We start from the raw sequence: 18,741 nt of genomic DNA on the forward strand, positions 1-18,741 counted from the left end.
ACGCTTTGCCCTCACATCTTGCCGTAGGAAGCGCCGCGCCTGACGATGATGACGTAGCGCGCGTCCTGCCTGGTTTCGTTCTCGAAGATCACGGCGCGCATCACGTCGAAATCGAGACAATCGCCCTCGCGCAGCCGCACCGCTTTGGCATCGATATGCACGGCGATCGCGCCCTCCAGCATCAGGAGCTGCTGCGTGAAGGCGTTGCGGCCCCACGGGCTGTAGGAGACGCGCGCACCCGCCGGCAGGTCGACGACGATGATCTCGATGCCGCTGGCCGCATCCGGCGGCGAGGCGTGACGCCGGCGATAGCCGCTGTCGGGATCGCGCCAGAGCGGCTGATCGGCAAGCCGCACCAGGCGCTCCGGCGGCTTCTCCGTGAGCGCGACGACATCGCTGAGCGTGACATCGAGCGCCGCGCAGAGCTTGTTCAGCAGCGCCGCCGTCGCACTGCTCTGCGCCCGCTCCACCCGCCCGATCATGGCCCGGCTGACGCCGGAGCGGGCCGCAAGCTCGTTCAACGTCATGCCCGCCTGCGTCCGCAGTGTCTTCAGCCGCCGACCGATGGCGCGATCGAGTTTTTGCTGGTCCATGATCCCTGATCCGAACATTGCCCGACATGAGGACCGACCCGTCACGGCGAAGCGAACCTTAAGCCGGGCGAGGCGCACCTGCCGGCAACGACAGACCAATATATTGGAATCTTTGCGCGGCGGGTGAGCGGCCTACGGTCGCTTATTGGATAGGGAATGGAAGCTTGGAGCGGGCGAAGGGAATCGAACCCTCGTATGCAGCTTGGGAAGCTGCCGTTCTACCATTGAACTACGCCCGCGAGAGTGCGCTCCGCGCCCCTCCTGATTAGCCGAGACGGCGCCTGCCGCCAAGCGGTTTGGCGCGACCGGCCGGACGCTTGTTAACGTCCTGATAAGATTCCAGGTGCGCCGGATTGTGGCGGTGTTATGATCGCTTCTCCGGGGAGAAACGTGCACTGAGTGGGGCGTGTGCATGGTGGGGCAGGCTTACGCGATATTCGACACGGCCATCGGCCGTTGCGGCATCATCTGGAGCGGCACCGGCGTGATCGCCGTGCAATTGCCGGAGGCGCGGGAGATCGACACCCGCCGCCGGATTTTCCAGGTCCATCCCGAGGCGCGGGAGCAGCGGCCATCCGAGAACGCCGAGCTTGCGATCGAGGGCATCAAGGGCCTGCTGCAAGGTCACGATCCCGATTTTTCCGAGGTCAGCCTGGACGCCGGCGACGTGCCCGGCTTCAACCGGCGCGTCTACGAGTACGCCTGCAGCATCCCGCGGGGGGAGACGCGCACCTATCACGAGGTGGCCCGGGCGCTCGGTGCCTCCGGCGCAGCCTATTCGGTGGCGCAGGCGATTGCGAAGAATCCCTTCATGCTGATCGTGCCCTGCCACCGGGTGCTGGAGGCCGGCAATTACACCGACCGGCTCTCGCCCTATGGCGGCGTGATCTCCAAGCGGCGGCTGCTGGCGCTGGAGGGCGCTCATCCCATCGCCAGCAAGACCTTGTTCGAAGTGCTGCTGCCCGTTGCCCCGCCGAGACCCTCCACCTAGATAAGGCGGCATGCACGCCACCACGCTGCTGACGACGCCATCGATAGGTGTTTCCGAGTTTCGCTGCGATGCGGGACCGGATGATACGCCGTTTGCGGAATGCCGCACCGGCCATTCCATCGCCTATGTCCGCTCCGGCAGCTTCGGCTGTCATTGCCGCGCCGGCTTCTTCGAGCTGGTGGCGGGCTCGATGCTGATCGGCGCCCCCGGCGAGGAATACACCTGCACGCATGAGCACGTCTTCGGCGACGTCTGCCTCGGCTTCTTCTTCAGCGCGGATCTGATCGACGCCCTCGGGGGGCGGCGCGAGATCTGGCAGATCGGCGCGACGCCGCCGCTGCCCGAGCTGATGGTGCTGGGCGAGCTCGCTCAGACGGCAGCAGATGGCAACAGCGATCTCGGCCTCGACGAGATCGGCCAGATCCTGGCCGGCCGTTTTGTCGACGCCGTCTCGGGCAAGGCGCGCAAGCCGGCCACCCCCACCGCACGCGATCGCCGCCGCGCGGTGGAGGCCGCGCTGTGGATCGACGACAACTCGCATGCCGAGCTCGACCTCGAGCTGGCAGCAAAGCAGGCGGGCCTCAGCCCGTTTCATTTCCTGCGGCTGTTCTCGGCCGTGCTCGGCGTCACCCCGCATCAATATCTCGTGCGCTCGCGGCTACGCCACGCCGCGCGCAGGCTTACCGAGGACGACATCGCCGTCACCGACATCGCCTATGACGTCGGCTTTGGCGATCTCTCCAATTTCGTCCGCACTTTCCATCGCGCCGCCGGCGTGTCGCCGACCAAGTTCCGCCAGGCCTCGAAGGGCGAGCGCAAGATTCTCCAAGAGCAGCTTGCCCTCAACTGATTAGGGTCGTCTCCGGCGCGTGCCCTTGCGTCACGCTTTGCAATGGAGACGAACATGTACGACCACATCGGATTGCGCGTTGCCGACCTCGACGCCGCCACGCGTTTCTACACCGCGGTGCTGGCGCCGCTCGGTTTTGTCCTGTGCTCGAGCGGCGACGGCTATGCCGGATTCGGGCCGAAGGGCGAGCCGGCGCTGTGGCTGCACCTGAACAAGGGCCGCAAGGCCGACGGCGTCCACATCGCCTTCCGCGCCAAAGACCATGATGCGGTCAAGGCGTTTCACAGCGAGGGCCTGCGAAGCGGCGGCCGTGACAATGGCGGCGCCGGGCCGCGCAGGGATTACAGCCCGACATATTACGCGGCGTTCCTGATCGACCCTGATGGCAACAATGTCGAGGCGGTTTGCGTGTGAGCGTTAGCTACAAACGAGATCTCGTAGGGTGGGCAAAGCGTAGCGTGCCCACCAACTCCTCGCGACAATGCCGATGAATGGTGGGCACGGCGCGCGAAGAGCGCGCCTTTGCCCACCCTACGAACTGTAGCCACTCGCTCCGTCATTGCGAGGAGCTCTTGCGACGAAGCAATCCAGACTGTTTCTGCGGAAACATCTCTGGATTGCTTCGCTTCGCTCGCAATGACGGTGTTTCCGGCGTCGACCTGTCGAAATCAAGGACACTGATCCCATGGCCTCCATCCACAATGACATCTCCCTCCCCGCCTCCGCGCGCGACGTCTGGGACTCGGTCCGCGATTTCGGTGCGCTGCATCGGCGGCTGGTGCCGGGCTTCGTCACCGCCTGCACGCTCGACGGCGATGCGCGCATCGTCACCTTCGCCAACGGCTCCGTCGCGCGCGAGGTGCTGGTCGATTGCGACGATGCGCGGCGGCGCCTCGTCTATGCCATCAACAACGAGCGGCTGCGGCATTACAGCGCCTCGGTTCAGGTCGTTGCCGAGGGCGAGACTAGCTGCCGCCTCATCTGGATCATCGACATGCTGCCGAACGAGCTCGCGCCTTACGTTCAGGGGCAAACCAAGGAGGCGGTGACCGCCATGCACAAAGCGTTTCCGTCCGTGGCGGCCTGATCATTCACTGTGAGTTTTCTCACAGAAGCGCATCCTCGCCGGCCGTAACCATGCCCGCGTGCGTCCGGTCGGCTCTGCTTTCCCGGCGGCGCCACGCACGCGAGGAGCATGCCATGAGAGGTGCGGACAAGGTGATCTGCCAGGCGGCCGCGGTGCTGCTGCTGTTTTCGATCTCGAGCGTGCCGGCAAGGGCGCAATTCCTCGGCGGCGGAGGTACCGGCGGCGAAGACATGATGACCCAGATGGCGCCGATGCTGGAGATGATGAAGGCGAAGATGGGCAAGCGCCGCTTCGCCATGCTGATGCAGACCATGGGCCCGATGATGAGCCGCATGATGGAGAACGGCGGCGGCGGGCTCGGCGGCATGATGGGCGGCGGCAGTTTCGGCGGCGGATTCGGTGCACCGAACTATGGCTACACGCCGATGGGCGGCGGCACGATGCCGGTCGGGATCGGCGGCATGGGCGGCGGCGACATGATGGCGATGATCCCGCAATTGATGCGGCTCGCCAATACCGGCGGCGGCGGCCATCGCCGCCACAAACGCCGCTAGTCACCAATCGAAAGCGCCGGCGTGATCGCGGGCTTCGTCTCGCGCGGTCCCCAGCGGGTCAGCACCACGCTGGAGCATGACAGCAGGCCGAGCACGACCATCGAGCTCGCGGCGAGCCAGAAGAAGCTCTGCGCGCTGGCGCCGTGGGTCGACAGCCACCAGCCGATTCCTGCGATGTAGATCAGCCGCGCCGTCTGCGCCAGCACCGGCCCGATCACCTTGGCCGCGCCTTGCGAGGAGAAATACATCGTCGTTGCAAGGCCGAAGAAAGCGTAGAACGGCCCGACCGTCGAGAGATATTGGTGGCTCGCCGCGCGCACGGCCGCGCTGTCGGTGAACATGTTGACCCAGAGATCGGGAAAGATCGCAACGAGGCACGCCGGCGCGCCGACCGCCACGAAAGCGGCAACACTGGCGGTCCAGGCGATGCGCCGGGCCCGCGCGATGCGGCCTGCGCCGATCGCCATCCCGACCATCGGCACGCAGGCAATGCCGAACGAGAACGCGATCGAGGTCAACAGGAATTCGAGCCGCGCGCCGACGCCGTAGCCGGCGAGGATCGCGGTGCCGAACTGCGCCAGCATGTGGGTGAAGATCGAGATCGTCAGCACTGATTGCAGCGGCGAGAAGCAGGCGATGGCGCCGACCTTCAGGATGTCGAAGAACATCGCCCATTGGATGCGCAGGCCGCGCAGCTTCAACGTGATCCGCGCGCGGCCGGAGAACACGTACCAGCTCATGATGCCGATATTCATGGTGTAGGCGATCAGCGCGCCGGCGGCGACGCCGCGCATGCCGAGCTGCGGCACCGGCCCGAGCCCGAGGCCGAGCGTGCCGCCGAGCACGATCTGCCAGGCCGCGGAGTTGAGGATCAGGAACGACGGCAGCTTCATGTTGCCGGTGCCGCGCAGGATCCCCGCCATGGTGTTGAGCAGCCAGGGCAGCACGGCGCCGCCGAAGAACACCTGCGTGTAGGCGATCGCATGCGTCAGCACATCGCCGCGGCCGCCGAGCATCTCGAGCAGTTTTGGCCCGAAGACCAGCATGCCCAGCATGAAGACGAGGCCGAAGCCGATGCCGATCAGCATCGCGTGCACGGCGAGGATACCGGCGCGCTCGCGGTTGCCGGCACCGAGCGCACGCGCGATGGCCGACGCCACCGCGCCGCCCATGGCGCCGCCGGACATCGTCATGGTCAGAATGATCGTCGGAAACACCAGCGCCATCGCCGCCAGCGCCTCGACGCCGAGCCGGCCGACATAGGAGGTCTCGGCGATCACGACACAGATGCCGGCCGACAGGCCGATCACGTTCGGCCAGGCGAGCGAGAGCAGCGTGCGCAGGATCGGCCCGTCGGTCAGCGCGCTTCTGATCGGCGGCGGAGGCGGCGGCAGCGGGCGCTCTTGCTCATCGACCGGGATTTCGGCGATGTCGGACATGTCCTCTCCCGGGCGCAGCCGCCGTTTGCGGCGCGGCAAATTACTTGGTGTGCCAAATGACTTCGTTCGCGCGAAAGGCGCGGCTGAGGCTTGTTAGCACGGCGAGCCCCGATTCCGCCTGCGCCTGATGCAGGCGTGCCCTGCGGCAGCGCATTTCAAGCGGTGGAATTACGGCACTTCTCCTCTTCTCCCTCTCCCCGTTCTTACGGGGCCGCGACGAGCTTCGCTCGCGCTGAGAGGGTTGGGGTGAGGGGCCGCTTCCGCAACAACGGTGACAGCCGGACTCGCGGAGACTCCCCCTCACCCGGAATTTGCTGTCGCAAATTCCGGCCTCTCCCCGCACGCGGGGAGAGGCGAAGCGCGGCGACACTGTCGCTCACTCAATCGTCCAGACCAATGGCGGACGGCCGCCTGCAGCGGCGCGCATCTGCACGCCGATATGCCGGCCGCAGCCTGCAGCGAGACCCTCGAACAATCCTTCCAGCACCTTGGCGCAGGCGCGGTGAGTGTCGGCGACGTCGTCCATCAGCTTCCAGCTTTGCTGCCGGATCTCAAAGGTGCCTTCCGATCGTGTCATCTCGGCTGCATCATCCTGCGTGGCGAGCAGCGCGCTCAGGAAGGATGCGAACTCTCGCGCGCCACCGCGGGTCATCGCCAGCGCCGCGGCAACCTCGTCGAAATATTGCATGCCGATCAGCTTGCCGGTGAGGTGCAGCAGATAGCCGGCATCCTCGGGGCCGAACAGTTGCACCATCACGGGCGCGGCGGTGCGGACATATTCCATCGCGTAATTGCGATAGGCCTTTTCCAACCGCGGTCTTGGCCAGCTCGCGATCGGCAATGCCGGCGCCGTCTTCGCATCGAACAGCGGCGCTTCCAGGTGCCGCGCGAACACCAGGCGCTGGTCGAGCTCGAGCGAATGGTCGTAGAGATGATAATAGCCTTCGAGCCCGTCCTGGCCGTCGACGCTCTGCTTGGTGCAGACGAAGCCGAGCCTGAGATCGCCGAGCGCAACGCCGTTGTTGGCGTGCCAGCCGCGCAGCATCGCGCGGGAGACTTCGCCCGGCACGCCGCAGATCGCGGTGCCCTTCCAGATCCAGCGCGGCGGCGGATAGCGGATCCAGGCCTTGCTGTCGCTCTCATACATGTATTCGACGTGCACGCCGCCGATCCAGTTGGAGAGATAGTGGTATTGCGCGGCCGCGACCGCCGGCGGCAGATGGTCGATCCCGAGCTTTTTGAGCCCCGGCAGGAAGCGCTCCTGCTGCTGGCGGCGGAACACACGGAAGACGAATTCTGCGGCATCCGCCGTGCCGCGCCGCGTGACGACGGTGAGGATGAGGCCGGTGAAATAGGCATGGTAGAGATCTGCGACTGCGCGCCAGCGCTTCCATTGCGCTTCCTGCGCGAGGTCTGGTGCGGCGGTCATGTTCGCTCCCCGATCATGGTTTTGATCGAGTGTGTCACCGCGGCCAGTGACAGGCAACATGACCCGCGTGCAGACCTCCCTGCACGGCGTTCCGTCAATTCCGCATCACGAATTTTGCGCCGCCTTGGCCGCCCGTTCGCGCTCGACGCGCTCCGTGACGTCGCGCGCCATCGCCACCGATCCCTGCACGGCACCATCTCTGTCCCGCACCAGCGCGAAGGTCATCTCGATGTAGAGCTTGCGCCCGCTCTTGTGCAGCGCGCGGGTCAGCGTCGGCCTGCCCGCAAGCTTCATGGTGCCGCTGGCGAGCGCGGCGTCGAAGGCTTTCCAGTGCGCGGCGCGCAGATGTTCGGGAATGATCAGATCGAGATTCTGGCCGAGCGCTTCGTCGGCGGAGAAGCCGAACAGCGCGGTCGATGCGCGATTCCAGCGCGTGATCGTGCCGGAGCGATCGGAATAGATCAGCGCGTCCGCGGCGTCGTTGATGATGCTTGCATCGAGTTGGAACTGATCGGTCATGTCGCCACCTCGCATGTAGCTGGTCTTGCGCATCGTGACACACATTCGGTGTCATCGCCCGACTTGATCGGGCGATCCAGTATCCCAGAGGCGTCCGTCATAGAGCGATAGGCCGCGGCGTACTGGATGCCCCGGTCCCGGCTCCGCTAGGCTACGCCGGGCCAGAGGGTGCTCGGCCGGCGAAGCTTCAGCGAAGTCGGCAAGCCGGGGCATGACAGTAGAGTGTGCAGCTACACCCGAAAATGCTTCGATAGTTTGAGGCCTTGCGCCTGGTAATTGGAACCGATGCGCTGGCCGTACATCGCGTCGGGGCGCGCCAGCATCTTCTCGTAGACGAGGCGGCCGACGATCTGGCCGTGCTCGAGGATGAACGGCACCTCGCGCGAGCGCACTTCGAGCACCGCGCGGGCGCCCTGCCCCCCAGCGCCGGCATAGCCGAAGCCGGGATCGAAGAAGCCGGCATAGTGCACGCGGAATTCGCCGACCAAGGGATCGAACGGCACCATCTCCGCGGCGTAGTCGGGCGGCACCTGCACCGCTTCCTTGGAGGCGAGGATGTAGAACTCGCCGGGGTCGAGGATCAGGCTGCCGTCGGGGCGCGCCGAGATCGGCTCCCAGAAATCCTCCACCGCGTAGCCGGCGCGGCGGTCGACGTCGACGACGCCGGTGTGGCGCTTGGCGCGGTAGCCGACGAAGCCGCTCGCCTTCTCGCCCGACAGATCGACCGAGACGGCAACGCCGCCGGACAGGTCCGCATCGTCGATGTCGACGAGGCGCTCGCTAGCATGCAGCGCATCGAGCTCGTCGGGATTGAGGATGGCATCGCCGGTGCGGAAGCGCACCTGGCTGAGGCGCGAGCCCTCGCGCACCAAGACCGGAAACGTCTTCGGACTGATCTCGGCATAGAGCGGGCCGTGATAGCCGGCGCCGATCATGTCGAAGCGGCGGGTGCCGTCGGCGATCACGCGGGTGAAGACGTCGAGCCGGCCGGTCGAGCTCTTCGGATTGGCGGCAGCGACGATCTCCGGCGGCAGCGCGAGGCTTTCGAGCAGCGGCACGATGTAGACGCAATTGGTCTCGAGCACCGCGCCGTCGGCGAGGCTGAACTCGTGCAGCTTCAACTCGTCGATGCGCTCGGCCACCGTGGCGCCGGGCCCGGGGAGGAAGCTGGCACGGACGCGATAGGCGATGTCGCCAAGACGCAGATCGAGGCTCGCCGGCTGGATCTGGCTCTCGACGAAGTCGTAGGCGGGCAGGATGAGACCTTCTTCCGCCATCGCCGCGATCATGCGGTCGGGCAGGATACCATTGGCGTCGGCGGCGACCGTGAACGTCAACCGGGGGTCCTCATCAGGGGTCAAACGCATCCGGACATGCCGGAAATACAAGTCTTTTACGGCTATCCGATGGACGCCTTGACGGAAAGGGTATTGCGGAATATGAGCATCACTTATCCCGTGGTGATTTGAGCCGGCCGGCTTGCAGCCACGTTAAATAAGTCGCTAAACAGGCCGGGGACCTCTGTGATCCCGGCCCGTGGAGATATCCAGGCCGGTTTTTTTGTGACCGTTTTCGCCTCGACGGTCATCGGAGAGGGTCCTATGTCGAAGTCGTCTGCCACTTACCGCCCCGAAACCCGCCTGGTCCATTCCGGCACCCTTCGCTCGCAATATGGCGAGACGTCGGAGGCGCTGTTCCTGACGCAAGGCTATGTCTACGCCAGCGCGGAGGAGTGCGAGGCGCGGTTCAAAGGCGAGGATCCCGGCTTCATCTATTCGCGCTATTCCAACCCGACCATTGCGATGTTCGAGCGCCGCATGATCGAGCTCGAAGGCGCCGAGGCCGCGCGCTCGGCGGCAACCGGCATGGCGGCGGTGACGACCGCGATCCTGGCACCGCTCAAGGCCGGCGATCACGTCGTCGCCTCCCGCGCGCTGTTCGGCTCGTGCCTCTATGTCGTCCAGGACCTGTTGCCGCGCTACGGCATCGAGACCACGCTGGTCGACGGTGCCAATCTCGATGAATGGCAGCGCGCGGTGAAGCGCAACACCAAGACGTTCTTCCTGGAGAGCCCGACCAACCCGACGCTCGATGTGCTCGACATTCCCTCAATCGCCGAGATCGCGCACAAGGGTGGCGCGCGGCTCGTCGTCGACAACGTGTTTGCGACGCCGATCTGGCAGAGTCCGCTCGCACTCGGCGCCGACGTCGTCGTCTACTCCGCGACCAAGCACATCGACGGCCAGGGCCGCTGTCTCGGCGGCATCATCCTGTCCTCGGAAGCCTTCATTGCAGAGCACATCCACAATTTCATGCGCCAGACCGGCCCGTCGATCTCGCCGTTCAATGCCTGGGTCCTGCTCAAGGGCCTGGAGACGCTCGGCGTGCGCGTGCGCGCGCAGACCGACACGGCTGCGCGCATCGCCGAGGTGCTGGCGAGCCATCCCAAGATCTCGCGGCTGGTCTATCCCGGCCGCGCCGATCATCCGCAGGCGGCGCTGGTGAAGAAGCAGATGCGCGGCGGCTCGACGCTGGTCGGCTTCGAGGTGAAGGGCGGCAAGGCGGCGGCGTTCCGCGTGCTCAACGAATTGAAGCTTGCCAAGATCTCGAACAATCTCGGCGACGCCAAGAGCCTCGTCACGCATCCGGCGACCACGACGCATCAGCGCCTGAAGCCGGAAGACCGCGCCGCGCTCGGCATCAGCGAGGGTTTCATTCGCTTCTCGGCGGGGCTCGAGCATGCCGATGACCTGATCGGGGATCTCACCGCGGCGCTGGAGAAGGCGTGAGGCGAGTTCCCGTAGGGTGGATTAGCCGAAGGCGTAATCCACCTCTTCTGCATCCGCGGAGATAGACAGTGGTGGGTTACGGCTTCGCCTAACCCACCCTACGGCACCGAGCCTCACATCGGCCGATATGTTCTCACATCGGCGGGCACGTTCACCCCGAGCTTGATCTGGCCGACGGAGCGGATGATGTCGTCGCCGAGCAGCTGGGCGAAGCAGGCATAGCCCCAATCGTTCATGTGCAGGCCATCGGCGATGACGAAGCTCTCGACCGGGATCGACTGGTTCTCGTGCCAGTCGCGCATCACCTCGAAGCGCGGGAAGATGCCGACCTTGCGCAGCTCGGCGACGTTGCCGAGCAGCTTGATCATCTTGCCGGCGCTCTCCTTGCGCTGGTTGACGGCCGGCGAATATTGCGGGTCGACCAGCACGATGTCGGTGCCGCCGGCGGCCTGAATGCGGCTGATGCCGTCCTCGACCAGCTTGGCCGTATCGGCGGGATCGAGGTTGCGCAGCACGGCGTTGGTGCCGACCTGCCAGATCACGAGATCCGGATGCACGTCGATCACCTGCGTCTGCAGGCGCTTCATCATCTCGGGCGCATCCTCGCCGCCGACGCCGGCATTGACGACCGTGATGTCGGCGCTCGGATAGTGACGCCGCAGCTGCGCGGCGAGGCGATTGGGGTAGTTGAACTCCGGCGAGCTCGCGCCGAAGCCCGCGGTCGACGACGAACCGAACGCGACGATGACGACGGGCTGTCCGGCGACGAGCTTGCTCGCGACATGCGGCAGCGAGCCCATCGCCTTGGAGCCGCCCTTCGGCGGCAGGCAAGGCACGCGGCTGAAGATGTCGGCGGCGGACTTCGCGACCTCCTTCACCTTGTCGATGGCGCGCGAGGTGACGCCGCGCGGCTCGGACGACCTCGCCGCGACGGTGGTCTGGGACGGCGCAGCGGGCGCGGGATCAGGTGACTGGGCGGGTGCGGGGGCAGGTTGCGCGGGCGTCTGCGCATGCGAGGCGGGCGTCAGCCATAACAGCGCCGCTGCTGCGGGCACGGCCAGCCATGACGTCAGGCAAAAAGGGCGGAGAGAACTCATTAACGCTAGACCTCAATTTTGCTGCTGGGCCGGCTCCAGGTGAGCAGCGTCAATCACGAACTGTGCCAACGCCCGGCCCAGGCAATCATGGACCTGCTTCGCCAGCTCAGGCCCGCGGGACGGGCTGAACAGGTCGAACTGGCCCTGCTCATTCCACTGCCGCATGATCGCGAAACGATCGAACAGCGGAATGTCGTGCTCCTGCGCAACGACGCGCATATTGTCGAGAAAAGGCTGCGCCGAGATCATGGTCTCGGTGCGCGGGCTGTATTGCAAATTCATCAAGACGACGTCAGCCCCTGCCTTTTGCAGCGCAACAACCCCGTCGGTCACCGCGCCACGAAATTCGTCGGGATCGATGGATCGGATAGCATCCACGGTCCCGGTCTGCCAGATGACCAAAGTAGGCGTTTTTGCTTCCATCAGCTTAACGAAGCTGGACGCGGTCTCCTCTGCCGTCTTCTTGCTCTGTATTTCTACGGAGACGTGCACGACCTCGGACGGCGGCAGCTTCTCCTTGAGGATCGCCTCCATGCGCGCCGGATAGGAGCTGCCCTCCGAGGAGGGAATCGTGGTCGAGCGGCTGCCGATGACCAGGATATCGAGCGGCTTGCCGGCCTTGACCGCCTCGGCGACCTTGGGCAGCTGGCTTTCGCTGGTCAGCAGATAGGACGGCAATTCGCAGGCCGCAGGCACGGGGGACGCGGCATCGCCCGCGCGCGCCGTGGGCGCGGCGAGGCTACCGCATAGCAGGATCAGGCTCAGGAGAACCTTCGCCTTCATCAGCCCCCTCCCGCCAGATCGGCGTTGCCGACGGCGTTTTTGGTTTTCGCACCGCTCTTGTCAGCCACACGCTTGTACCACGAAATGACCCAGGCAACCCCCCACATGATCAGGATTCCGGAGAGGCTAATCAACGCATGCATGGCCGGCCCGCCGGAGACTTCGGCGAGGACGAAATGGCCGGCAAAGGCCAGGAAGACGCCGAGGCAGAAGATCTCGAGCGAATGCTGGCCACATAGAATCAATGGTCGCAGCCAGCGCGATTTCAAGCCCGGCCAATCCCGGGGCAGGAAACGCACGGTGAGCGCGGCCAGCGCCAGGAAATGCGTGAAGCGCAGCACGTCGAGGTCGGTCTTGTCGATCGGATACATCCACTGCTCGATCCGCTTCGGCATGAACTGGGACAGCTGCGGCACGTACCAGGTCAGCGTCACGTAGAACGCCGCGACGAGATAGGCGATCGAGATCCACATCGTCACGGGCGAGGCCAGGATGCGCGACATGCGACGCGCACCTCCGAGCGCGCACCATGCACCGAACACGAACAGCAATTGCCAGGCGAAGGGATTGAAGGCCCAGAAGCCGTTCGGATAAGCCGAGAGATAGAGATCGTACTCCCAGGTCACCGCGTAGAGCACGACCGAAAGCCCGAGCGTGACGTCCGGCCGCCATTTCATCGACCACAGGATCAGAGGCAGGGCCAGCATCAGCACGATGTAGAGCGGCAGCACGTCCATGTTGACGGGACGGAAGCGCAGCAGCAGCGCCTGCACGATGGTGACGTCGGGCTGCTTGAGGAAGTCCATGATGCCCATCTCTTCGGTGTAGAGCGGGTTCTCGAACCTGGTCGCCACATAGGAGATCTCGGCGAGAAAGATCGTGAACAGGAAGACGTGGGCGACGTAGATCTGCCAGACCCGGCGCAGGATGCGCGCGGTGGCGATGAGAACGCCGCTCTCCAGCATGGCCCGGCCATAGACGAAGGCAGCGGTGTAGCCGGAGATGAAGATGAAGATCTCGGTGGCGTCGCTGAGGCCGTAATTGCGGATCGTGAACCAGGTCAGCAGACTGGGCGGCAGATGGTCGATGAAGATCAGCCATAGCGCGAGTCCGCGGAACAGATCGAGCCGGAGCTCGCGCTCGCCGATGGCAGGCAGCGTGATGGCCGGCGCAGCGGCGCGCGGCTTGGCGCCCGCGGTTCCTGCGATGGTCGATCCCGTCACTCGGTCGGCAATGGTCATCGGGGCCTGGAAACCGTTCCGCAAATCGCGACGTTGAAGCAGTGTAATGGTCCGGCTGTCGTCTCGCAAAGCGCCCGGATCACATAAGGGTGTCTCCCTCGGTGGTGTGCTTTTCCTCCAATTCTGGCGGGACGATGTCGCCAAGGCCGCCCGTAGGGGTTTGGTTCCCGGGGCGGATTTCGGTATGATGGCAGCCATGTACCGCGCCGTGACCCGCCAGATCGAAGTGACCGTCGAGCCGAACTTTGTTCCGGAGCAATCGTCGGCCGACCGCTCGCGCTACTTCTGGTCCTACACCATCGTCATCACCAATTCGGGCGAGGAGACCGTGCAGCTCAAGACGCGGCACTGGATCATCACCGATGCCTCCGGCCGCCAGCAGGAGGTGAAGGGCGAGGGCGTGGTCGGCGAGCAGCCGATCCTCGCCCCCGGCGAGCGCTTCGAATACACCTCCGGCGTGCCGCTTTCGACCGCCTCCGGCTTCATGACCGGCCGCTACCAGATGGTCAGCGAAACCGGCGAGCGCTTCGAGATCGACGTGCCCACGTTTTCGCTCGACAGCCCGGACAACAAGCGGGTGTTGAACTAGGGGGCGGACTTCGGTGCCGTAGGGTGGGTTAGCCGAAGGCGTAACCCACCATTGTTTGTATCCGCAGAACCAGAAGAGGTGGGTTACGCTACGCTAACCCCTACGATGTCCGAGCGCTTGGCGAATAGCCTCTCCAGCCTCGTCATTGCGAGCGCAGCGAAGCAATCCAGACTGCCACCGCGGAAAGACTCTGGATTGCTTCGCTGCGCTCGCAATGACGAAGGCGACGCTACGCGTCCTCCGCGCCCGCCTCGTGCGGCGTGAACTGGTACACCGACGAGCAGAACTCGCAGGTGACGACGACCTTGTCGTCCTTGACCATGGCGGCGCGGTCGTCGGGCGAGAAGCTCTTGAGCATCGCGGCGACCGCATCGCGCGAGCAGGAGCACCGCGCCTCGAGCACCTGCGGATTGAACACGCGCACGCCGCGCTCGTGGAAGAGGCGGTAGAGCAGCCGCTCGCCGGAGAGCTCGGGATCGATCAGCTCGACGTCTTCGACGGTTTCGATCAGCGAGCGCGCCTCGACCCAGGCATCGTCCTCGGTGACGCTGTGCACCTCGGTGCCGTCGGGAGCATCGCCGGGATGCAAGTCCGCCTGCCGCGCGCGCTCCGGCGCCTTCGGCAGAAACTGCATCAGCATGCCGCCGGCGCGCCAGCGATGCTTGCCGCCGTCGCTCGAGCGCCACTCCTCGCCGACCGCGAGTCGCACACGCGTCGGGATCTGCTCGGAGCGCAGGAAATATTCATGAGCAGCATCTTCCAGGCTGCCGCCATCGAGCGCAACCAGGCCCTGGTAGCGGCTCATGTCGGGGCCCTGGTCGATGGTCATGGCGAGATGGCCGCGACCGAGCAGCGTGCCGGAATCTTTTGCCGTGCCCAAGCGCGAGGCATCAAACCGCGCATAGGCGCGCAGACGGTCCGGGGCCTTGTAGTCGACCACCAGGAACGACACCGGGCCATCGGTCTGGGCCTGAAGAATGAAGCGGCCCTCGAATTTCAGCGCCGAGCCGAGCAGCGTGGTCAGCACGATGGCCTCGCCGAGCAGCTTGCCGACCGGCGCGGGATAATCGTGCTTGGTGAGGATGTCGTCGAGCGCAGGGCCAAGCCGCACCAGGCGCCCGCGCACGTCGAGCGCGTCGACCTCGTAAGGCAGCACGGCGTCATCGACCGGAACCGATGATGGCGCGCGAACCGGGCCTTCAGGCCCGGTATTCATGTCAGGAGATTGGAAAACCATGGCGCATTATCTGGGGTCGGTGGGCGGAAATGGAAGGGGAACGGCCGCATTCCGTCGTCCTCAGAACGACGGGCCGCGTAGCCGGGATGGAGCGCAGCGTAATCCGGGGAGATCGTTCCGCACGCTGAGAACCCCGGATTTCGCTGCGCTCCATCCGGGCTTCAGAAAGGCTACTTCACCGCGTCGAAGCACCAGGCCAGAATTCCCTTCTGCGCGTGCAGGCGGTTTTCGGCCTCATCGAACACGACCGATTGCGGGCCGTCGATCACTTCATCCGTGACCTCCTCGCCGCGATGGGCCGGCAGGCAGTGCATGAACAATGCATCCGCCTTGGCCAGCGACATCAGCTTGGCATTGACCTGGTAGGGCTTGAGCACGTTGTGACGGTGCTCGCCCTCCTTGTCGCCCATCGACACCCAGGTGTCGGTGACGACGCAATCGGCGCCGCGCACCGCGGCCTCGGGATCGGTACCGAGCACGATCGGCGCGCCCGTCGCCTTGATCCAGTCCCGCATGACCTTTTTCGGTGCGAGCTCCGGCGGCGTTGCGACGTTGAGCTGGAATTTGAAGCGCTCGGCGGCATGGGCCCAGGACGCCAGCACGTTGTTGTCGTCGCCGGTCCAGGCCACCGTCTTGCCCTCGATCGGGCCGCGATGCTCCTCATAGGTCATGAGGTCGGCCATCACCTGGCAGGGATGCGAACGCCGGGTCAGGCCGTTGATGACGGGCACGGTGGCGTTGGCCGCAAGCTCCAGCAGCGCATCGTGATTGAGGATGCGGATCATGATGGCGTCGACATAGCGCGACAGCACCCGCGCGGTGTCGGCGATGGTCTCGCCGCGGCCGAGCTGCATCTCGGCGCCGGTGAGCATGATCGCCTCGCCGCCGAGCTGGCGCATGCCGACGTCGAACGAGACGCGGGTGCGGGTGGAGGGACGCTCGAAGATCATCGCCAGCGTCTTGCCTTCGAGCGGCCTGACCGGCTGCTGCGCCTTCTGCTTCGCCTTCATGGCGGAAGAGGCGGCGAGCATGCTCTTGAGCTCCGACAGCGGCAGCTCGTTGATGTCCAGGAAGTGCTTTGGAGCTTTGTTGGGCGTCGTGCTCATCAGCTTGCCGCCCGCTTGGTCTGACTGGAGGAGATCGCCGTGCAGGCGCGTTCGAGCCGGCCGACGCTGTCCTCGATTTCCGCTTCGGTGACGATCAAGGGCGGCAGGAAGCGCACGACATTGTCGCCGGCCCCGACGGTGAGCAGCTTTTCGGCGCGCAGCGCCGCGACGAGATCGCCCGAGGGCACCACGGCCTTGATGCCGATCAGGAGGCCCTCGCCGCGCACCTCGCTGACGACATCGGGATGACGATCGATCACGGAGGCGAGCTTCTGCTTGAGCAGCAGCGACATCTTCTGCACGTGGTCGAAGAAGCCGGGCTTGAGCATGACGTCGAGCACGGCGTTGGCAGCCGAGATCGCGAGCGGATTGCCGCCGAAGGTGGAGCCGTGCGAGCCGGGCCCCATGCCGGCGGCCGCATCCGCGGTCGCCAGCACCGCGCCGATCGGGAAGCCGCCGCCGAGCGCCTTGGCGAGCGACATCACGTCCGGTGTGACGCCGGTGCGCTTGTAGGCAAAGAGCTCGCCGGTGCGGCCCATGCCGGTCTGCACCTCGTCGAAGGCGAGCAACAGGCCGCGCTCGTTGCAGAGCTCGCGCAGCGCCTTCAGGAAGGCGGGAGGCGCAGCACGAACGCCACCCTCGCCCTGGATCGGCTCGATGAGAATGCCGGCGGTGTGCGGGCCGATCGCCTTCTTCACGGCGTCGAGGTCACCGTGCGGCACCTGATCGAAGCCGTCCATCGGCGGACCGAAGCCCTCGAGATATTTCGCAGATCCCGTCGCAGCCAGCGTCGCCAGCGTGCGGCCATGGAAGGCGCCTTCGAAGGTGATGATGCGATAACGCTCCGGATGGCCCTTGGAGAAGTGATGATGGCGGACGAGCTTGACCACACCTTCCAGCGCCTCGGCGCCGGAATTGCAGAAGAACACGAAGTCCGCGAAGCTCTCATTGCAGAGGCGGCTTGCGAGCTTCTCGCCATCGGGGCTCTGGAACAGGTTCGACATGTGCCAGAGCTTCGTCGCCTGCTCCTGCAACGCCTTGACCAGCGCGGGATGAACGTGGCCGAGCGCATTCACCGCCACGCCCGAGGTGAAATCGAGATAGCGATCACCATTGGTCGCGATCAGCCAGCAGCCTTCGCCGCGCTCGAAACCGAGGTCGGCCCTGGCGAAGACGGGGAGCAAATGCGGCGCGGCGCTGTTAGTCATGACGTCACTTGAATGTTGCGGACGGTGTGAGGCACGCATTGCGCAACGCACCATTGACCGGCCCCGGAAAACGAAACGTGCCGCCTTTTAAGGGCGGCACGTGGCACTATCTTATGCCTGGAAAGACGGGTGTCAATGCCGCCCGGAAAGCCTCGCGAAACGCTGAATCCGTAGTCTTGCGGTGCCGATTTTGCGGGTTTTTCACCACGGAACATGTGGAAGCGAGTCGGCGGACTCTTGCGCGGGAGTCACGCCATATTGTAGCGTTTGGACTGTCAGATACGACATCTCGTGCAGCAGTTCTGATCCCAAAAGTCCTCATGTACCGGCGTAAACGTTCGGGCGTCTTGAGCGCGCCCGGCGAGCCTTAAGGGATTCTGGCGGCACGGGTTTTTCAAGGCTTTAGGCAATCGCGGCGAAGGCTCCAGGATGGCAGGCGCGCTGCGAGGGAAAGGGTGCAATGACGGTTTTGACCTGGTCCGATGATCGCGTCGAGCAGCTGAAGAAGCTCTGGGAGGCCGGACTTTCGGCCAGCCAGATCGCGGCGGAGCTCGGCAATGTGACCCGCAATGCCGTGATCGGCAAGGTGCACCGGCTCGGCCTGTCCGGCCGCGCCAAGAGCCCTTCATCGGCAGCGCCGCGGCCGCGCAAGGCACGGCCCGCGCAGCACATGATGCGGGTGACGCGACCCGTTGCGCGCGGCAACACCGCGCTGGCGCAGGCCTTCGAGGTCGAGGTGGAAGCCGAGCCGGTTACCTACGACAACGTGGTGCCGATGAGCCAGCGCCTGTCGCTGCTGGAATTGAACGAGGCGACGTGCCACTGGCCGGTCGGCGATCCATCGAGCCCGGATTTCTTCTTCTGCGGCGGCAAGGCGCTCTCGGGCCTGCCCTATTGCGCCCAGCATTCGCGCGTGGCCTATCAGCCCGCAGCGGACCGCCGTCGCGCACCGGCGAAGCCGAGCACGCGCTGAGCTTGCGGAATTAGTTGGCTGCACATACGGCAGCCGTCACACGATGACGGCTGAACTCACTCGGTGCCATCCCCGCGAAGGCGGGGATCCATAACCACAGGGCGCGATCGTTGCGCGAGATGGTCACTCCGAGTCATCGTCAAACCACGTCCTGTGGTTGATCGCGACGAGCGCAAGCGCTCGCGCTGAGATCCCGGGCTCGCGCTGGGCGCGCCCCGGGATGACGGTTGAGGGTGTAGCCGCAGCTCACCACACC

General features: G+C 65.4%; 19 protein-coding genes, 1 tRNA gene and 1 riboswitch. Of the genes, 8 read left to right on the forward strand and 12 right to left on the reverse strand.

The window, feature by feature from the left end:
* Nucleotides 1-11 precede the first annotated feature (11 nt).
* Both ACNJYA_RS36780 and ACNJYA_RS36785 read right to left on the reverse strand, forming a co-directional pair.
* Nucleotides 12-593, reverse strand: coding sequence for a helix-turn-helix domain-containing protein (locus ACNJYA_RS36780; protein WP_172786103.1), 582 nt, complete (start codon nucleotides 591-593; stop codon nucleotides 12-14).
* A gap of 165 nt (nucleotides 594-758) precedes the next feature.
* Nucleotides 759-832 (reverse strand) — tRNA-Gly (locus ACNJYA_RS36785).
* A 173-nt stretch (nucleotides 833-1,005) separates the two neighbouring features.
* On the opposite strand from ACNJYA_RS36785, the gene ACNJYA_RS36790 reads away from it, so the two are divergent.
* The 5 genes from ACNJYA_RS36790 (at nucleotide 1,006) to ACNJYA_RS36810 (ending at nucleotide 4,075) form a co-directional block, all read left to right on the forward strand.
* Nucleotides 1,006-1,584: a methylated-DNA--[protein]-cysteine S-methyltransferase gene (locus ACNJYA_RS36790; protein ID WP_212256091.1), complete on the forward strand. Its 579-nt coding sequence runs from the start codon at nucleotides 1,006-1,008 to the stop codon at nucleotides 1,582-1,584.
* Between the two features lie 10 nt (nucleotides 1,585-1,594).
* Nucleotides 1,595-2,434, forward strand: coding sequence for a helix-turn-helix transcriptional regulator (locus ACNJYA_RS36795; protein WP_439401697.1), 840 nt, complete (start codon nucleotides 1,595-1,597; stop codon nucleotides 2,432-2,434).
* Nucleotides 2,435-2,488: 54 nt separating this feature from the next.
* Nucleotides 2,489-2,848 (forward strand): VOC family protein, encoded by a 360-nt coding sequence (locus ACNJYA_RS36800; protein WP_172786106.1) that lies wholly within the window; start codon nucleotides 2,489-2,491, stop codon nucleotides 2,846-2,848.
* Nucleotides 2,849-3,119: 271 nt separating this feature from the next.
* On the forward strand, nucleotides 3,120-3,521 hold the full coding sequence (locus tag ACNJYA_RS36805; RefSeq protein WP_439401698.1) for an SRPBCC family protein: 402 nt from the start codon (nucleotides 3,120-3,122) through the stop codon (nucleotides 3,519-3,521).
* 113 nt (nucleotides 3,522-3,634) lie between these two features.
* Nucleotides 3,635-4,075 carry a hypothetical protein gene (locus tag ACNJYA_RS36810; protein WP_439401699.1) on the forward strand — a complete coding sequence of 147 codons (441 nt, stop codon included), beginning with the start codon at nucleotides 3,635-3,637 and terminating at the stop codon, nucleotides 4,073-4,075.
* On the opposite strand, the gene ACNJYA_RS36815 is transcribed toward ACNJYA_RS36810, so the two are convergent.
* From ACNJYA_RS36815 to ACNJYA_RS36830, 4 genes are all read right to left on the reverse strand, one after another.
* A complete protein-coding gene (locus ACNJYA_RS36815; RefSeq protein ID WP_439401700.1) occupies nucleotides 4,072-5,514 on the reverse strand; it encodes an MATE family efflux transporter in 1,443 nt (480 codons plus the stop codon). The two genes, ACNJYA_RS36810 and ACNJYA_RS36815, sit on opposite strands and share 4 nt — an antisense overlap.
* Before the next feature lie 376 nt (nucleotides 5,515-5,890).
* Nucleotides 5,891-6,943 carry a hypothetical protein gene (locus tag ACNJYA_RS36820; RefSeq protein WP_439401701.1) on the reverse strand — a complete coding sequence of 351 codons (1,053 nt, stop codon included), beginning with the start codon at nucleotides 6,941-6,943 and terminating at the stop codon, nucleotides 5,891-5,893.
* A 105-nt stretch (nucleotides 6,944-7,048) separates the two neighbouring features.
* The gene (locus ACNJYA_RS36825) at nucleotides 7,049-7,462 is read right to left on the reverse strand and encodes a PAS domain-containing protein (RefSeq protein WP_212256071.1); all 414 of its coding nucleotides are present in this window, start codon (nucleotides 7,460-7,462) and stop codon (nucleotides 7,049-7,051) included.
* A 230-nt stretch (nucleotides 7,463-7,692) separates the two neighbouring features.
* Nucleotides 7,693-8,829 carry a 2'-deoxycytidine 5'-triphosphate deaminase gene (locus tag ACNJYA_RS36830; protein ID WP_373569513.1) on the reverse strand — a complete coding sequence of 379 codons (1,137 nt, stop codon included), beginning with the start codon at nucleotides 8,827-8,829 and terminating at the stop codon, nucleotides 7,693-7,695.
* Nucleotides 8,830-8,909: 80 nt separating this feature from the next.
* A riboswitch (SAM riboswitch) is annotated at nucleotides 8,910-8,989 on the forward strand.
* Between the two features lie 74 nt (nucleotides 8,990-9,063).
* On the opposite strand from ACNJYA_RS36830, the gene ACNJYA_RS36835 reads away from it, so the two are divergent.
* Complete coding sequence (locus ACNJYA_RS36835; RefSeq protein WP_439401702.1) at nucleotides 9,064-10,251, forward strand: O-succinylhomoserine sulfhydrylase; 1,188 nt, start codon at nucleotides 9,064-9,066, stop codon at nucleotides 10,249-10,251.
* Between the two features lie 113 nt (nucleotides 10,252-10,364).
* Here the strand turns inward: ACNJYA_RS36835 and ACNJYA_RS36840 are convergent, their stop codons facing one another.
* The 3 genes from ACNJYA_RS36840 to ACNJYA_RS36850 are packed head-to-tail and all read right to left on the reverse strand — an operon-like array spanning nucleotide 10,365 to nucleotide 13,372.
* Nucleotides 10,365-11,348: an SGNH/GDSL hydrolase family protein gene (locus tag ACNJYA_RS36840; protein ID WP_172786114.1), complete on the reverse strand. Its 984-nt coding sequence runs from the start codon at nucleotides 11,346-11,348 to the stop codon at nucleotides 10,365-10,367.
* Nucleotides 11,349-11,360: 12 nt separating this feature from the next.
* Nucleotides 11,361-12,131: an SGNH/GDSL hydrolase family protein gene (locus ACNJYA_RS36845; protein ID WP_439401703.1), complete on the reverse strand. Its 771-nt coding sequence runs from the start codon at nucleotides 12,129-12,131 to the stop codon at nucleotides 11,361-11,363.
* Entirely contained in the window at nucleotides 12,131-13,372 is a 1,242-nt protein-coding gene (locus ACNJYA_RS36850) for an OpgC domain-containing protein (RefSeq protein ID WP_172786116.1), read from the reverse strand. Before ACNJYA_RS36850 ends, ACNJYA_RS36845 begins: the two co-directional genes overlap by 1 nt.
* Before the next feature lie 196 nt (nucleotides 13,373-13,568).
* Between ACNJYA_RS36850 and apaG the strand changes: the two genes are divergently transcribed.
* Nucleotides 13,569-13,961, forward strand: a complete 393-nt coding sequence (gene apaG / locus ACNJYA_RS36855; RefSeq protein WP_024337101.1) for a Co2+/Mg2+ efflux protein ApaG — start codon at nucleotides 13,569-13,571, stop codon at nucleotides 13,959-13,961.
* A 229-nt stretch (nucleotides 13,962-14,190) separates the two neighbouring features.
* Here the strand turns inward: apaG and ACNJYA_RS36860 are convergent, their stop codons facing one another.
* From ACNJYA_RS36860 to ACNJYA_RS36870, 3 genes are all read right to left on the reverse strand, one after another.
* The gene (locus ACNJYA_RS36860; RefSeq protein WP_212256066.1) at nucleotides 14,191-15,198 is read right to left on the reverse strand and encodes an Hsp33 family molecular chaperone; all 1,008 of its coding nucleotides are present in this window, start codon (nucleotides 15,196-15,198) and stop codon (nucleotides 14,191-14,193) included.
* A gap of 170 nt (nucleotides 15,199-15,368) precedes the next feature.
* Nucleotides 15,369-16,304, reverse strand: a complete 936-nt coding sequence (argF, locus tag ACNJYA_RS36865) for an ornithine carbamoyltransferase (protein WP_172786118.1) — start codon at nucleotides 16,302-16,304, stop codon at nucleotides 15,369-15,371.
* The gene (locus ACNJYA_RS36870; RefSeq protein ID WP_212256064.1) at nucleotides 16,304-17,512 is read right to left on the reverse strand and encodes an aspartate aminotransferase family protein; all 1,209 of its coding nucleotides are present in this window, start codon (nucleotides 17,510-17,512) and stop codon (nucleotides 16,304-16,306) included. Before ACNJYA_RS36870 ends, argF begins: the two co-directional genes overlap by 1 nt.
* 460 nt (nucleotides 17,513-17,972) lie before the next feature.
* On the opposite strand from ACNJYA_RS36870, the gene ACNJYA_RS36875 reads away from it, so the two are divergent.
* Nucleotides 17,973-18,485, forward strand: a complete 513-nt coding sequence (locus ACNJYA_RS36875) for a GcrA family cell cycle regulator (protein ID WP_025033426.1) — start codon at nucleotides 17,973-17,975, stop codon at nucleotides 18,483-18,485.
* Nucleotides 18,486-18,741 lie beyond the last annotated feature (256 nt).

Origin of the sequence: Bradyrhizobium sp. BLXBL-01 (genome assembly GCF_051853025.1) — a bacterium.
Lineage (GTDB): Bacteria > Pseudomonadota > Alphaproteobacteria > Rhizobiales > Xanthobacteraceae > Bradyrhizobium.